Here is a 14,658-nt window from a genome sequence, read left to right as displayed (position 1 = left end):
GACCACCGGCAACGACCACCGACGTACGGAACGCGGGTCTAGCCGACCTCCTCCTGCACCCGCAGGACCACCACCCGCTCGGGACGTGCACCGGGGATACGGAGTCCGGTGACGGCCAGGGCCCGACCGCTCAGGACGATGCCCGTGCCGTCGTGGTACCACGGTGGCGGCGCGAGGCCGGCGTCCGGCGTGCCGACGACGACGGGAACGATGCGGTACCGCCTGTGCGGGTCGAGGCCGGGCAGCGTGAACCGCCCCCGGGGCGACCCGTCAGAGCGGCTCAGGTAGCCCAGGAACACCAGCGCCTCCGACCGGTCCGCGCTCACGACGCCGTGGATGGACAGGGTGGCGTCGCTGTCGTCCGAGCGGATCACGTCACCGGTGTGCAGCAGCTCCCGGTGCGCCTTGTGGAACGCCACCCACTCGGCGAGGTCGTGGATCTCGCTCGCGGAGGCCTTGGCGAGGTCACACTCGATCCCGAAGTGCCCGTGGACGGCGGTGCCGGCCCGGAACGACAGCTCGTGCCGCCGTCCGGTCGTCTCGTTGACCGGCGAGCCCACGTGCGCTCCGACCAGTTCGGGCGGGAGCAGCTGCATGGTCCACAGGTTGATGCCCTGGCGCTCGAGAGGGTCGACGCAGTCGCTGGCCCACACCCGGTCCGTCCGCTCGAGGACGCCGAGGTCCACGCGCCCACCACCCGAGGAGCAGGACTCGATCTCGAGCCCCTGGAAGCGCCGCTTGAGCTCGTCCATGAGGCGGTATGCCGCGAGCGTCTGCCGGTGCGTGCCCGCGGCGCCGGTCGGCATGGTGCCCGCGTCGACGAGGTCACGGTTGTGGTCCCACTTGATGTAGGCGACGTCGTAGTCCGACAGGACCCGGGTCATCTGCTCCAGGACGTGGGCGTAGGCCTCGGGGCGGGCGAGGTCGAGGACCTGTTGGTTCCGGCTGCGGAGGGGGAGTCGTCCGCCGGTCTGCATGACCCACTCGGGATGCGAGCGGGCCACGTCGCTGTCCTCGTTGACCATCTCGGGCTCGAACCACAGCCCGAACTCCATCCCGAGCTGGGTGACCCGGTCGACGAGCGGTGAAAGGCCGTGCGGCCACACCGTCTCGTCGACGACCCAGTCGCCGAGGCCCCGCCGGTCGTCCCGGCGTCCGCGGAACCAGCCGTCGTCGAGGACGAAACGCTCGACTCCGAGTGCGGCCGCGCGCTCGGCGAGGTCGAGGAGCCGGTCGACGTCGTGGTCGAAGTACACCGCCTCCCAGACGTTGAGCGTGACCGGCCGGGGCCGCGCGGGATGGGTGGCCCGGCCCCGCAGGAAGCGGTGGAAGCGGTGCGCCTGGTCGTCGAGCCCGTCGCCGTATGCCGCGTAGAGCCAGGGCCCGCTGTAGCCCTCGTCCCGCCCGAGCCGGACCTCGCCCGGGAGCAGGAGCTCGCCGCCTCCGATGACCTGCGCGTCGGTGGGGAGGCGCAGCGAAGTGACGGTGGTTGCCGCTGAAGGCCACGTGCACACCCCAGACTTCGCCGCGGGAGAAGCCGAAGCCCGGGACGCCGGCACTGAGGATCGTCGCCGCGTCGTGGCCGGTACGTCCCTTGCGGCCCTCGCGCTCGTGGATCCCGGTGATGAGCGCGCGGCGCTGGGGGATGCGCTCCTTGCTCCAGCGGCCCGCGAAGTCGAGGATCTCTCGCGCTCGGGAGGGGATCGGCATGGCCAGGCTGAGTTCGCTGACCGTGTAGGCGGTGTCGCCACGGTTGGTCAGGTGGGCACGGGCGCGCAACAGGCCGCTGGCCAGGAGTTCGACCTCGAGCTCGAGGCCGAGCATGGCCACCTCGTCGCGGGCGTGGAACACGATGGCGCTGGGCCCGCCGTCCACCAGCCCGTCGTCGACCGTCGCTCCGGACCCGACGTCGAGGCTGGTCACCTGGAACCGCGGTGACCAGTCCGCGCCGTCGCGGTGTCCTGCGGCGCCGGGTCGGCCCTGCCAACCGGCGTGGTGTTCGGGGAGGATGGCCAGGCGGACCGGCTCGTCCACGACGTTGCCCTCGCGGGACTCCACGTTCGCGGTGCTGAGTGCGCGCAGGTCCTCCCTCGACTGGGCACCCAGTGCGGCACCCCAGTGCACCACGGCCGGCAGCCGGCCCTGCGTCGAGTCGAGGACGACGCTCACACCGGACGCGGTGAGGTGCACGAGCACGTCCGGCGCGGACTGCGGCACGTCCGTCACGACAGCGCCGTCAGGCGCAGGTCGAGGGTGCGCGTCTCGGGACGCAGGAGCGCGTCCGGCCATACGTCCGGTCCACAGGCCCGTGATCCCAGGCCGGTCTGAGCCGCGTCCAGGTAGAGGTGGCTGTGTCGCGGCGCGGGCAGCTCGTGCTGGTGCGTCGCCTGGCCCACCTCCTCCGCGGTGTGTCGAGCCAGGGTGAACCCCGGTCGCCGACCCTGATGGTCCGCGGCGGCCTCGATCCGGAGCCAGCCCCCTCCGGCCGTGGCGAGGTCGAGGCTGCGCAGGTCGCTGCGGTGACCGCTCTCCTGGGGCCACGCGTAGGGGAACGTCAAGTCGGCGATGCCGGCCTGGTATCGGCCGACGAGCACGCCACGACAAGAGTCGGGGTACGACTCCCCGGGACCCGTGCCGAACCACGCTGCCCGGTCCACCTCGACGGGCAGGTCGAGGCGGACACCCAGTCGGGGCCACACGAGGTTCCAGCGGGAGGAGGGGACCAGTCGCAGGCCGAGCCGGACGCCATCACCCTCGACCTGCCAGAGCTCCTCCACGGTGACCGACAGGCGCGAGTCGGCGGCGGCCCAACGGCTGCTGCGCCGGAGGCCGTCGGCGGTCCGGTGCACGCTCACCAGACGTCCGTTCAGCCGGTCGAGCCCGGCGTCCCGCCATTCGGAGGCGTACGACGGCCCCGGCGTGCCCAGTCCCAGGTGCTCCATCGGGTCGGTCACGTCGTAGCTGCCCATGTGCGAGCCGGCGTCGTTGTCGGTCGGGGCGCGCCAGAGAGCGAGAAGCGGACCACGGACCGGCGAGCCGGCCAGGGCCACGAGGTGGCCGTCCGTGAAGTCCGCCAGGCCGATGGAGTAGTTACCCGCGACGGGGAGCGCGGTCGTGTTCGCCGGCCTCTTCGTGGGCATGGCGGCAGCGGGACCGGTGGGAGCGGTCCGAGCCTGGGCGGAGGCCAGGACGTGGCCGGCCGGGGCCCAGGCCGTCCTGTCCTGCAGTGCCGCCGACACGGTGAACCATTCCTCGCCCGCTCCGGCCCGCACTCCCTCGCCGGGCAGGGTCAGCTCGACCACGGCGGTGCCGCCCGCTGAGACGGGTCCACCGTCGTCCCCCACGACCTCGAGCACCCCCTCGTGGACGACCCGGCCGTCGTGCTCGAGGCGCCAGGGAAAGACGAGGTCGTCCGTCGGCGCGGAGTGCCGGGCGTTGGTGACGGTCACGACGACGCTGCGCCCGTCCGTGCGGACGTCGAAGCGGATCGGTGCCACTACCGCGGCGAACTCGACGAGGCCCGGTGTGGGTGTGCCGTCGGACAGCACCATGCCGTCCATGCAGAAGTGGCCGTCGTGGACGCCGGTCTCCCCGAAGTCACCGCCGTAGCCGAAGTACTCCACCCCGTCCGCCGTGCGGGTGCGTAGGCCGTGGTCGCGCCACTCCCAGACGAAACCGCCGTGGAGCCTGGGGTAGCGCCACACGAGGTCCTCGTAGAGGTCGATGCCCCCGGGGCCGTTGCCCATGGCGTGGACGTACTCGCAGAGCAGGAAGGGCTTCGTGCGCTGCCGGACCGACTCGGCCACGGAGGCCTTCTCGAGCGCGCCCGTCGAGTCGCTGCCGATGCTCACGACCTCGGCGACCGAGGGGTACATGCGCGAGTAGACGTCGGTGTACTCGCCGGCGCGGTCGCCCTCGTAGTGGACGGGGCGCTCCGGGTCGCGCGCGTGGACCCACGTGGCCATCGCGGCGAGGTTGGCCCCGGTGCCCGACTCGTTGCCGAGCGACCACATGACGACGCTCGGGTGGTTCTTGTCCCGCTCGACGGTCCTCTCGATGCGGTCGAGGAAGGCGTCGCGCCACCGCGGGTCCTCGCTCGGGTTGCCCATCCACTCGTCGATGCCCGGCGCCAGGGCGCTGCCCCCGTGGTGGAAGGAGTGCGTCTCGACGTCGCACTCGAGCATGACCCAGAAGCCGAGCTCGTCGGCGAGGTCGAGCACCCGCGGGTGGGGCGGGTAGTGCGCGGTGCGGATCGCGTTGACGTTGTGGCGCTTCATCAGTTCGAGATCATGGCGTACGAAGTCTTCGTCGAAGCCGCGGCCCAGGTCGGGATGGGTGTCGTGCCGGTTCATCCCGTGCAGGACGACCCACCGCCCGTTGACGAGGAAGCGGTCGCCGACGACCTCCACGGTGCGGAACCCCAGCCTGAGCGAGACCGTCTCCGCACCGCCCGCGGAGACGACCGTCGCGTCGTACAGCCGGGGTCGCTCCGCCGTCCAGGGCTGCACGACGCCCACGTCCACGGGCGCGGTGTCGTCGGGGGTCGCCCACTCGACGTCCACCCCGAGGTCGGGGATGCGCAGTCGCACCGGGTACGCGGTGTCCGCGGCGGTCAGCTCGGTGGTGACGAGTCCGTGCCCACTTATGTGGTCGTAGCCCGCGCGGAGCCAGACGTCTTCGATGCCACCGACGGGCCGGGCCTGGAGGGTGACGTCACGGAAGATGCCGGGGAGCCACCATTGATCCTGGTCTTCGACGTACGTCGAGGCCGACCACTGGTGCACCCGTACCGCCACGGTGTTGGTGCCGGCCGTCACGACGCCGGTGACGTCGAACTCCTGGGCGAGCCGCGAGCCGGTGCCGACGCCTACCTCGGTCCCGTTGACCCAGACCCGGTAGCGCGATTCGACGCCGTCGAAGCGCAGGACGACGGCCTCGTAGGCGTCGCGGTCGTCCCACTCGGCCGGGACGACGAAGGTGCGACGGTGGTCGCCGGTGGGGTTCTCGTCAGGAGTGAACGGCGGGTCCTGCGGGAAGGGCAGTTGCACGTTGGTGTACTGCGGTGAGCCGTAGCGTCCCTCCCCGTGCAGGACCCAGTGGCTCGGGACCGGCAGGCTGTCCCAGCCGGAGTCGTCGTAGGCGGGCTCGGCGAACGCGTCCGGTGCCTCACCCTCCGGCAGCACCCCGGGTGCGCCGAGCGTGCCCGGCACGCCGGCCAGGAGCCGGAACCGCCAGTCTCCGTGCAGAGACAGGTGGGGCGCGTCGGTGTGGAGCCACGACCGCGCCTGCCGTCGCAGGCCACGTCCGGGGCCGACGTCATCCAGATAGGAGGCTGTTTCCGGTGCCAACGTTGGTCCTCTCATGCCGCGACGCGTGGCGCGCGAAAGCGCAGGGTCAGCAGCTCGAACGGTCGCAGGGTCACCTCGACCCGGCGTGGCTCGACCCGCCGGACCGCGCTGCCATCGATGGGGCGCTCGAGCAGGTCGGTGGCCTCGACGGCGTTCCAGTCCACCGATGTGGTCACGGCCGCCTCGGAACGGTCGCCGTGGGCCTCGTAGAGCCGCAGGACGAGGTCGCCGCTTCCATCCTCGGCCAGCTTGACCGCCTCGACGACGACGGCGGGGTTCGAGACGGCGACGAGCGGAGCCACGGGCGCGCCATGCAGGGCGCGCAGCGGGAGGTGCTGCCGGTAGCCGTCCGCGACGGCCTCGGGAATGCCACCGGGACGCAGGCTGACGGTGAAGCTGTGCTGCCCCTGATCGGCGGAGGGGTCGGGGTACCGGGGCGCACGCAGCAGCGAGAGCCGCGCCATCACCATCGGGCGCCCCGACGGTGCCGCGATGGTCCGCAGGTCGTGGCCGTACACCACGTCGTTCGCGATCGCCACGCCCCAGCTCGGTTCGCCGACGTGGATCCAGCGATGGGCGACGGTCTCGAAGCGCGCGGCGTCCCACGACGTGTTGCGGTGGATCGGCCGGTGCAGGTGTCCGAACTGGAGCTCCGACGTGGCCCGGTCCGCGCGTACGTCGAGAGGGAAGGCCAGTTTGAGCAGCTTCTGCGACTCCTGCCAGTCGATGTCGAAGGCCAGGTCGAGGTGGCCGTCCACCACGCTGATTCGTACGTCGACCGCGGACTTGCCGATCTCGTGCCGGACGACGACCGCGTCGCTGTCACCCTGGACCCGGGCCGGCTCGAGGAGCTCCCGGCCGGACCGCTGGTCCTCCTCGTTGATGTCCCACGCGTCCCACTCGCGGGGGGTGTCACGCAGCAGCTGCAGCACCCCGCCCGCGGTCCCCTCCGGGAGGACCTCACGGTCCGCCACGAGGTCGCGGATCGAGACCAGGGCGCCCCTGGCGTCGACGACCACCCGCAGCCGGTCGTCCTCGAGGACCCAGGTTCCGTCCTTCGCGCGGGGTGCTGCCGGTGCGGGCGCGGACGCCGGACCGATCCCCATGGCCGGAACGCCGTGCTGCGCCAGGGGACCGGCGTTCGCGGCCAGCGGCACGTCATCGTCATCGTCACCGTCACCGGCCAGGGCGGCCAGCGCGGTCTCGATGAGTCCCTGGAGCAACGACTCGACCCGCGCGTACCCTGCTTCGGCGTCCTGGTGGACCCAGGCGATCGCGGTGCCGGGCAGGATGTCGTGGAACTGCTGGAGCAGGACGGTGCGCCAGGCCTCCTCCAGCTGCGCCATGGGATAACTGGCGCCCTTCAGGATGGCCGCCGTGGCGGCCCACAGCTCGGCCTGGCGGAGCAGTGCCTCGCTGTGGCGGTTGCCGCGCTTGGTCTTCTGCTGCGAGACGAGCGCGCCTCGATGAAGTTCGAGGTACATCTCGCCGACCCACACGGGTGGGGCCGGCAGCTCCGCCTCGGCGGCCGTGAAGAAAGACGTGGGGTCCGTCAGGCGTACGCGGGGTGAGCCGTCGAGGTCGGCCTTGCGCGCCGCCATCGCCAGCATCTCCCGCGTCGGGCCACCTCCTCCGTCGCCCCAGCCGAAGAGGCCGAGCACCTCGCGGGCCACGCCCTTCTCGCTGAAGTTCCGTTCGGCGCGAGCCAGGTCGGGGGCGTCGAGGTCGGAGTTGTAGGTCTCGGACGGAGGCAGGTGCGTGAAGAGGCGCGACCCGTCGATGCCCTCCCAGAGGAAGGTGGAGTACGGGATGGCGTTCGTCTCGTTCCACGACGGCTTCTGGGTGACGAAGTACCGTGCGCCCGCCGCCGTGGCGATCTGCGGCAACGACGCGGTGTAACCGAAGGAGTCCGGCAGCCACACCTCGTCCGACTCGACCCCGAACTCCTCGAGGAAGAACCGCTTGCCGAGAACGAACTGGCGGGCCAGCGCCTCGCCCCCCGGCATGTTGGTGTCGGACTCGACCCACATCCCGCCCACCGGGCGGATGCGGCCCGCGGCGACGGCGTCGCGAACCCTCGCGTAGAGCCCCGGCTGGCGGTCCTTCAGCCAGGCGTACTGCTGGGCCGAGGAAGCGGCGAAGACGAACTCGGGGTCGCGCTCGATGAGGTCGAGCACGTTGGCGAAAGTGCGCGCCACTTTGCGCTCGGTTTCGCGGGTGGGCCACAGCCAGGCACAGTCGATGTGGGCGTGTCCCACGGCCGAGACGCGAAGCGCGCTCGCCGGTGCCTTCGCCGAAAGGACCGGCGCGAGGACCTCGCGCCCTTGCGCCGCCGTCCCGGGCACGTCGTCGGGGTCCATGACGTCGACCATCCGCTCGAGGGCGCTGACGATGGCCGCCCGGCGCATGCCCTCCGGTGGCAGCACGTCCACGAGCCCGTCGAGTGCGGCCACGTCCTGCAGGAGCTCCCACACGACGATGTCGCGTCGCGCGACTTCGATGCGGCGCAGGGTGTAGTGCGGCTCGTCGCCGGAGGTTCGCAGGTCACCGAGCAGGGTCGGCTCGTACTCGTGGGGGACCTGCACCACGGGGTTGGCCGCGGCCTCGATCAGGAGGTGGAAGGGGCCGCGCTGCGGCAGCGGCACCCACGCGTTGAGCGGCTCGATCGCCTTCACGATCGAGCCGTCCGGTCGGTAGGCCGTGGCCTCGGCCTGGAACCCAGGCTGCTCGGCGGTGAAGCCGAGGTCGACGACGAGTTCGGTCTCCTCCGGCGCCCAGGAGGTGGGCGCGACGCCCCGCACATCGAACCACACGGTGTCCCACGGCCGGCCCCACGGCATTCCCATCTCCACGGGCTCGAAGCGCCGGCCGCGGGCCTCGTCGAAGGGGACGGGCTCACCGCCGACGACCCAGGCGCTCACCTCGACCGGCCGGGTCTCCGAGTAGACCGCCGGAGCGAGGCGGAACCGGGTGAACCGGCGGACCCGCTGCATGGCCAGGGCGACGCTGTCCAGACGTACGCGTCCGTGGGGGTTCTGCTCGACGGTCACGAACTGGTCATCCCTTCAGCGCCCCGCCGAGGCTGGAGCGCAACAAGTGCTTGCGGACGAAGACGTAGAGGATCGCGGGCGGCGCCATGTAGACGATCGAGCTGGCGGCGAGCAGGCCCCAGTCGACCTGATTGTGCTCGCTGAAGGCGCGGAAGAGCCCGATGGACAGGGGGTAGAGCTCCTGGCTCTGGAGCATCACCAGGGGAGTGAGGAAGTCTCCCCAGACACCCATGAACGTGAGCATGGCGGCGGCGCCCAGGCCGGGTCCGACGAGCGGGAGGACGACGCGGCGGATCGCCTGGATGCGGGTGCTGCCGTCGAGCCAGGCCGCCTCCTCGAGCTCGATCGGCACGGCCGAGACCGTCCCCTTGAGCAGCCACAGGGTGATGGGCAGCTGCAGCACCGCCTCGACGAGGATCAGACCGTGCAGGGTGTTGGTGAGCTCGAGCTTCACCATGATGAGGTACAACGCCACGATGGTGGCGGGCGCCGGGACGACCCTCACCAGCAGGATGCCGAACATGAACAGCCGTCGTCCACGGAACTCGAACCGGGCGAGGGCGTAGCCCCCGGCCAGCCCGAGGACGAGGTTGATCGCCGTCGCGCCGACGCCGATGACGAGGCTGTTGACGAGCAGCCGAGGAGTGCCCGAGTCGGTGAAGAAGTGGACGAAGTTGTCGAGGGAGAGGGAAGGGGCCTGGACGTTGGGTCCGGCGTTGGCGTCGACGGCGCTGAGCACGACCCAGGCGAAGGGCACGACGCAGAAGACGACGAGCAGGGCGATCAGCATGTAGCCGAGCACCCGCTTCACGACATCGATGCTCGTGAGACGCCGTTTCCTCCTCGGCGCGGCGAGGTCTGCCGCAGGCGACGGCTCCCGGCGGCTAGTGACGGCGGTCATCTCACACCTCGACCTTCGCGAGGCGGACGTAGACCAGGCCGAGGACGAGCACCAGCGCAAGCAGGATCATGGAGGCCGCGCTGCCGATGCCGATCTGCGAGAACTGCAGGGCGCGCTCGTAGATGTAGATCGCGGAGATCGTCGTGCGCCCGCCCGGACCGCCCTGGGTGAGGAAGTAGACCAGTCCGAAGGCGCCGATGGTGCTGATCGTGGTGAGGAGCAGATAGAGGAAGACCGGTCCGCGGATGAGCGGCAGCGTGACGAAGCGGAAGACCTGCAGGGCTGTGGCGCCGTCCATGCGCGCAGCCTCGATGAGCTCGCCGGGAACGTCCTCCAGCGCGGCCTGGAACATGATCATGGCGAAGGCGATGCCGCGCCAGATGTTGACGACGACGACGGACGCCAAGGGCACGACCTGCAGCCAGTCGGTGGCATCGGCGCCGAACAGCCCGGTCAGCTGGTTGAGGGTGCCCGCTGAGTTGTTCGACAGCACACTCGCCCAGGCCAGGGACGCGACCACCTCGGGAACCACCATCGGCATGAGGATCGCGGCGCCGACGAGTCCCTTCCCCCGGACCCAGGGCCGGGCCAGCAGGACGGCGGCCGTCATCCCGAGCACGGTCTGGCCGATGATCGCCGAGTAGAGGACGAACTCGCCCGTCCGGCCCAGTGATGCCAGGAACTCGGAGTTCGACAGCAGGTAGGTGTAGTTGTCGACACCGACGAACTGCGGGTCACGCGCGGCGAACCCCGTCAGCTGGGTGTTGGTGAGGCTGAGGTACGCGCCGTACACGGCCGGCGCCAGGATGAACACGACGATGAGCAGGGCCGCCGGTCCGAGCAGCAGCAGGACCACGGGCCAGGTACGTCGGCGGCGCCGCTTCGGCGACGCCTGCCCCGTGGGGCCGGCCGCCGCCGAAGCGGTTGCGGCGATGGTGGTCATGGGTGTGCGGTCACTCCTTGACGAGGTTGGGCCCGAGGAGGTCCGTCGCGTTCTTCAAGAACGCGTCGTAGGCCTGCGCACCGTCGGCCTTGCCGTTGATGATGAGCTCGGTCGCCGCGGCAACGGCCTGGGCCACCTGCTCGGCACCGTCGCCGGTCGGCACGTAGACACTGGTGGCGAGGTCTTTGCCCGCCTGCAGGAGCTTCGGCTCGTCGGCGTACGGCTTGACGTCCGCGAGGTCGTCGCGCGGCGCCGCGGCACCGGAGCTCACCAGCTGGTCCGCGAGGGGCTTGCCGGTGGAAAGGTACTGGGCGAGGAGCATCGCCGCGTCCTTGTGCGGGGACGAGGCGGGGATGCCGTAGCCGAACCCGAGGCCGCTCCACCCGAAGGGCGCGTCACCGCTGCGCAGGCCGGGGTACTGCCAGGTGTCGACCTTCTCGTTGAGGCCCTTGATGGGCGCCTTGCCCTCCGGGCCCCAGTCGAACTTCCACCCCGAGGTGCCCTGCGCCGAGACCTGGATCTTGCCCTCGGGGAACTTGACGTACTTCGTCGGCTCCCAGGGGTTGGGGTTCTCGAGGTCCTGCACCGGGAGCAGGCCCTTGGAGTACATGGTGTAGTACAGGTCGAACACCGCTCGGAAGCCGGGGCTCTTGAGGTCCCACTTGCCGGTCTCGAGGCTGTAGTAGTTCTTGTCCGTGCCGCCGAGGATGGGCTGGAAACCCTCGGTCCACGTGCTACCGCCCCACGCGGTCCCGGCCGGGATGACGATGGGCGTGCCGCCGGTCTTCTGCTTGATCTGCTCGAGGCGCGAGAGGAGATCGTCCCAGGTGGCCGGCTGGGCGGTGTCGATGCCGAACTGGGTGAGCTGGTCCTTGCGGTAGAAGAGGTTCTGCACGCCGGTGTCGTGAACGAGGGCGTAGATCTTGCCGTCCTGGCGGACCATGGCCTTCTTGATCTGCGGGTAGTAGTGGTCCCACCCGTCCCAGTCCTTGAGGTAGTCGTCCAGGGGGGTGAGGTACCCGGCGCCGGCCCACCCGGGGACGAGGCTGTCGCCGATGTCGATGAGGTCGGGGGCCTGTTTGGCGATGAGCTGCTGGGTGACCTTCGTCTTGAACTGGTCGTCGGTGAGGGGATCGGCGACGAGCTTGACCTTGATGTCCTTGCCCTGCTTCTTCATGTCGGCCTCGAAGCCGGGGATGAGCTTGGCCACCGCGTCGATGCGCGACTGCTGGAACTCCATGACCGAGACGGTCACCGGTCCGTCACTGCCGTCCTTGCCGCCATCTTCACTTCCACCGGAGCAGGCGCTCAGCGCGCTCGCCACGATGGTCCCGGCGGCGACGATGGCGATAATACGTATCCGCTTCATCGCGTCCTTCTCCTGCTCACGGTCCGTGGACCTCTTTTACCCAATCGATGGGGAAACAACGTTGCGACAGTAATCCGTCGTTAACATGCTGGTCAAGAAGGCTGGGTCTTCCGCCTGCGATGGGGTCGATCCGGGCCGGTCGCATCTTGGCCCAATCGGTGGGAGAATGAGGCGCCACGGGTGCACGCCCGGGGACTGACGGACGTGTGAGGGAGGACCGACGTGCTGCGCGGGAGCAACCTGCTCCGCCTGGCGGACTTCAATCAAGCAGTCGTCCTGGACCTCATCCGCCGCGACCCAGGACGCAGCAGGGCCGACGTGCAACGCACCTCCGGGCTCTCCTCGCAGACCATCTCGAACATCGCTCGTCGCCTCATCGAGGGCGGGATGGTGGAGGAGAGCGCGCCGCTCGACGCGGTGCGGGGGCGGCCGAGCATTCCGTTGAGGGTCAAGGCCGACGGAGCGTTCGCCGTGGGCGTGCACCTCGACCCGGCACGCCTCACGCTGCTGCTGCTCGACCTCGCCGGCGAGGTCCGAGAGCGGCTGCAGCTGCGCATTCCCGGCGACCTCAACCCTCGCGACGTGATCTCGCTCATCGCCCTCAACACGGGCCGGCTCATCAGCGCCGCCGGGGCGGATCGGCACCGCGTGCTGGGTCTGGGCGTCGCGGTGCCGGGGCCCCTCGACGTCGTCAGCGGTGTCATGCTCGACCCGCCGCAGCTCCCTCGGTGGCACGACGTGAGATTGCGGGCGGACCTCCACGACTTCACGGGCATGCCGGTCCTGCTGGACAAGGACGTCACGGCGTCGGCCACGGCCGAGCTGCGCACCTCGGCCAGCTCGGACTTCCTGTTCCTCTACCTCGGGTCGGGTGTCGGAGCCTCCGTGGTCACGGCCGGCCAGGTGCTGCGCGGCGTGAGCAACAATATCGGCGAGGTCGGCGACATCCTCGTGGACCCCTTCGCGGAGGACCTCGGCTGGGGCGGGCGACGGGGTGGACTGGCGGCTGCCTGCGTCCCCGAGGCGCTGGTCATCCAGGCCGCACAGGCCGGACTCATGCCGCTGCCCAACCTGACCGACTACTCGGCCATCGACGACGCCTGCACCCTGATCTCGGAGCTCGCCGCCTCCGGTGACCCCAAGGCCTCCGACCTCCTGCGGCGGGCGGCCCACCGCGTCGCCGTCGGGATCGCGGTGCTCGTCAACTTCCTCGACGTCTCGCGCGTCGTTGTCGGCGGGCCGATCTGGGACCGCCTCAGCGAGGCATTCCTCCCCATTCTTGGACCCGCGGTCCGGAACGAGCTCATCGTTCCGCGGGAGTCGTTCTCCGTCGAGGGTTCCGTGGTGAGCGAGCAGGTCGCGGCGCTGGGCGCGGCAGAACTCGTGATGGACCACTTCCTGGCGCCCCGGGCCAGCGTCCTCGTCATGGACTGAGGGTCCACGAGCGCGACCGAATGCCGCCGGGTGCTGCGAGATCTAGCTCTGCACGGCGTCCGATTCGGTGGGGCTCTCCCGTGTGGTCTTGGGTTGCGGGGGTAGTGCTGACCGGCAGCACCGCACCATCGGTCGGGGAGAGCAAGTGTCCAATGACCAGGAACGGTTGGACGAGGAAGAGGCGGAGCAGGTCGAGGCGGTCCGGCCGCCCGACCTGAATCAGGAGTCGGATCGGTCCGCGACCCGCCTGGAACTCTTCTTCGACTTGGCCTTCGTGCTGTTCGTGGCGCGCTGCGCGGACGTGCTCGCGAAGGACGAGACGTGGCACGGCGCGCTGGTGTTCTGCGCCGTTCTCACCATCGGCTGGTGGGCCTGGGCGGTCCCGCGTCGAGGTCCTGCTGGCCGACCTCCTCACGAAGCGCTGAGGTTGCCCAGCGACTCGACGAGGTTGTCCCAGGTCTCCCCGTCGTCCTCGGTGTCCCCGTGCGGTGCCGCGAACCACGCCAGCCCTTGCGCGATCTCGCTGAGGTCCCACCGCAGCCGATAGAGCTCGAGCGCATCGGCCCGCAACACCACCCCGGTGGCGGCCGTGTAGGCCTCCTGCATCCCGTCCAGCTGCCAGACGTCCCGCTCGGGCGGCGCGACCATGGCCGTCTCCCAGTCGATGAGCAGGCACCGCCCACCGGCCCGCATCGTGTTGCCCGGGTGCGGCTCCCCGTGCGTGAGCACCATCTCCGGCGGCGACGAGCGGACACCGTCGACCAGCGAGCCGTACCGGGCCGTGGCCGCGGAAACCGGGCTCAGGTCAAGCTTGGCCACCCGAGGCCCGTAAGGCCCGGCTTCCGGACGCACCGGACCACCGGCCGGAATCGCATAGTCATCCGCACAGGCCAGGTCCCGGACGGAGGCCGGAGCCGCGTGAACGGCCACCACGAGGTCGAGCATCGCCGCGCGATGGGAATCCGAGTAGTCGTCCCACCCGAAGCTCTCACCCTCGACATGCGGGTAGACCGTCACCGCATAGAACTCCCCGACGCGCACGACAGGCGCCCCGACCGGCGCCACGACAAAGTCGCATCCGGAGTCCCGCAGGGCGGTAGCCGCGGTGAGCGAGGCCAGTAACTGGTCGAAGCCACCCAACTGGTCGAAGCCACCCTTGCGCAGATCGACCACCGAGACGAACCACCGCCTGCCGCTGGCGTCGACGACGGCCCAGTGATGCGCCCCGAAGCCGACCGCCCGATAGTCCAGCGTCGCGGCGGTCAGCGACCAGCCGGCGGCGAGAGCGTCGCGCACCACCGGCTCGGACAGGTCATCGGGCGGAGTCAGCACAGGCTCACGATAGGACCCCCGGCAACCGGATTTCAGCCGGCGCGGCGCTGGAGGAACTCGTAGACGTCCTGGGCGTCGACGCCCGGGAAGCTGCCCGGTGGCAGCGCGGCGAGCAGGTGGCTGTGGACCCGGGCGCTCGGCCAGGCGTGGCCCTCCCACGTGTCGACCAGCGTGGCGGGCGGGCGGCGGCAGCAGGACGGATCCGGGCAGCGGGACACCGTACGCCGGGAAGTGTCGCTTCCCCGAAACCACGCCGAAGCCGCGCTACGGGCAGAACCTGT

Annotated in this window: 9 protein-coding genes and 2 pseudogenes; 2 read left to right on the top strand and 9 right to left on the bottom strand. The window is 70.6% G+C overall.

What is annotated here, in order from left to right:
* Positions 1-38 precede the first annotated feature (38 nt).
* The 7 genes and pseudogenes from AB0M54_RS37370 to AB0M54_RS37340 form a co-directional block, all read right to left on the bottom strand.
* Positions 39-1,514, bottom strand: a complete 1,476-nt coding sequence (locus AB0M54_RS37370; RefSeq protein WP_364476613.1) for an alpha-galactosidase — start codon at positions 1,512-1,514, stop codon at positions 39-41.
* A gap of 19 nt (positions 1,515-1,533) precedes the next feature.
* Positions 1,534-2,289: pseudogene (locus AB0M54_RS37365) on the bottom strand (glycoside hydrolase family 36 N-terminal domain-containing protein); the annotation flags it as partial.
* Entirely contained in the window at positions 2,223-5,348 is a 3,126-nt protein-coding gene (locus AB0M54_RS37360; RefSeq protein WP_364476611.1) for a glycoside hydrolase family 2 TIM barrel-domain containing protein, read from the bottom strand. The gene AB0M54_RS37360 and the pseudogene AB0M54_RS37365, both read right to left, overlap by 67 nt.
* Before the next feature lie 11 nt (positions 5,349-5,359).
* Entirely contained in the window at positions 5,360-8,398 is a 3,039-nt protein-coding gene (locus tag AB0M54_RS37355; RefSeq protein WP_364333056.1) for a glycoside hydrolase family 38 C-terminal domain-containing protein, read from the bottom strand.
* Between the two features lie 7 nt (positions 8,399-8,405).
* A complete protein-coding gene (locus AB0M54_RS37350; RefSeq protein ID WP_364333059.1) occupies positions 8,406-9,209 on the bottom strand; it encodes a carbohydrate ABC transporter permease in 804 nt (267 codons plus the stop codon).
* Between the two features lie 91 nt (positions 9,210-9,300).
* Positions 9,301-10,242, bottom strand: coding sequence for a sugar ABC transporter permease (locus tag AB0M54_RS37345; protein ID WP_364333062.1), 942 nt, complete (start codon positions 10,240-10,242; stop codon positions 9,301-9,303).
* Positions 10,243-10,252: 10 nt separating this feature from the next.
* Positions 10,253-11,611, bottom strand: a complete 1,359-nt coding sequence (locus AB0M54_RS37340) for an extracellular solute-binding protein (protein WP_364333065.1) — start codon at positions 11,609-11,611, stop codon at positions 10,253-10,255.
* Positions 11,612-11,833: 222 nt separating this feature from the next.
* On the opposite strand from AB0M54_RS37340, the gene AB0M54_RS37335 reads away from it, so the two are divergent.
* Positions 11,834-13,045, top strand: coding sequence for an ROK family transcriptional regulator (locus tag AB0M54_RS37335; protein WP_364333068.1), 1,212 nt, complete (start codon positions 11,834-11,836; stop codon positions 13,043-13,045).
* A 67-nt stretch (positions 13,046-13,112) separates the two neighbouring features.
* Positions 13,113-13,412: pseudogene (locus tag AB0M54_RS37330) on the top strand (low temperature requirement protein A); the annotation flags it as partial.
* A 44-nt stretch (positions 13,413-13,456) separates the two neighbouring features.
* Here AB0M54_RS37330 and AB0M54_RS37325 read toward each other — a convergent pair.
* Complete coding sequence (locus AB0M54_RS37325) at positions 13,457-14,377, bottom strand: phosphotransferase (RefSeq protein ID WP_364476609.1); 921 nt, start codon at positions 14,375-14,377, stop codon at positions 13,457-13,459.
* 32 nt (positions 14,378-14,409) lie between these two features.
* Positions 14,410-14,595 carry a hypothetical protein gene (locus AB0M54_RS37320; RefSeq protein WP_364333074.1) on the bottom strand — a complete coding sequence of 62 codons (186 nt, stop codon included), beginning with the start codon at positions 14,593-14,595 and terminating at the stop codon, positions 14,410-14,412.
* Positions 14,596-14,658: the final 63 nt, after the last annotated feature.

The organism is Actinoplanes sp. NPDC051470 (genome assembly GCF_040682035.1).
GTDB lineage: Bacteria > Actinomycetota > Actinomycetes > Mycobacteriales > Micromonosporaceae > Actinoplanes.
The sequence above is the reverse complement of the archived record's forward strand: the minus strand, read 5'-3'. Positions and strand labels throughout refer to the sequence as shown.

Excerpts from the sequence above, each read along its gene's own strand:
- AB0M54_RS37345 (WP_364333062.1), bottom strand. The coding sequence starts at position 10,242 with ATGACCACCATCGCCGCAACCGCTTCGGCGGCGGCCGGCCCCACGGGG.
- AB0M54_RS37340 (WP_364333065.1), bottom strand. The coding sequence starts at position 11,611 with ATGAAGCGGATACGTATTATCGCCATCGTCGCCGCCGGGACCATCGTG.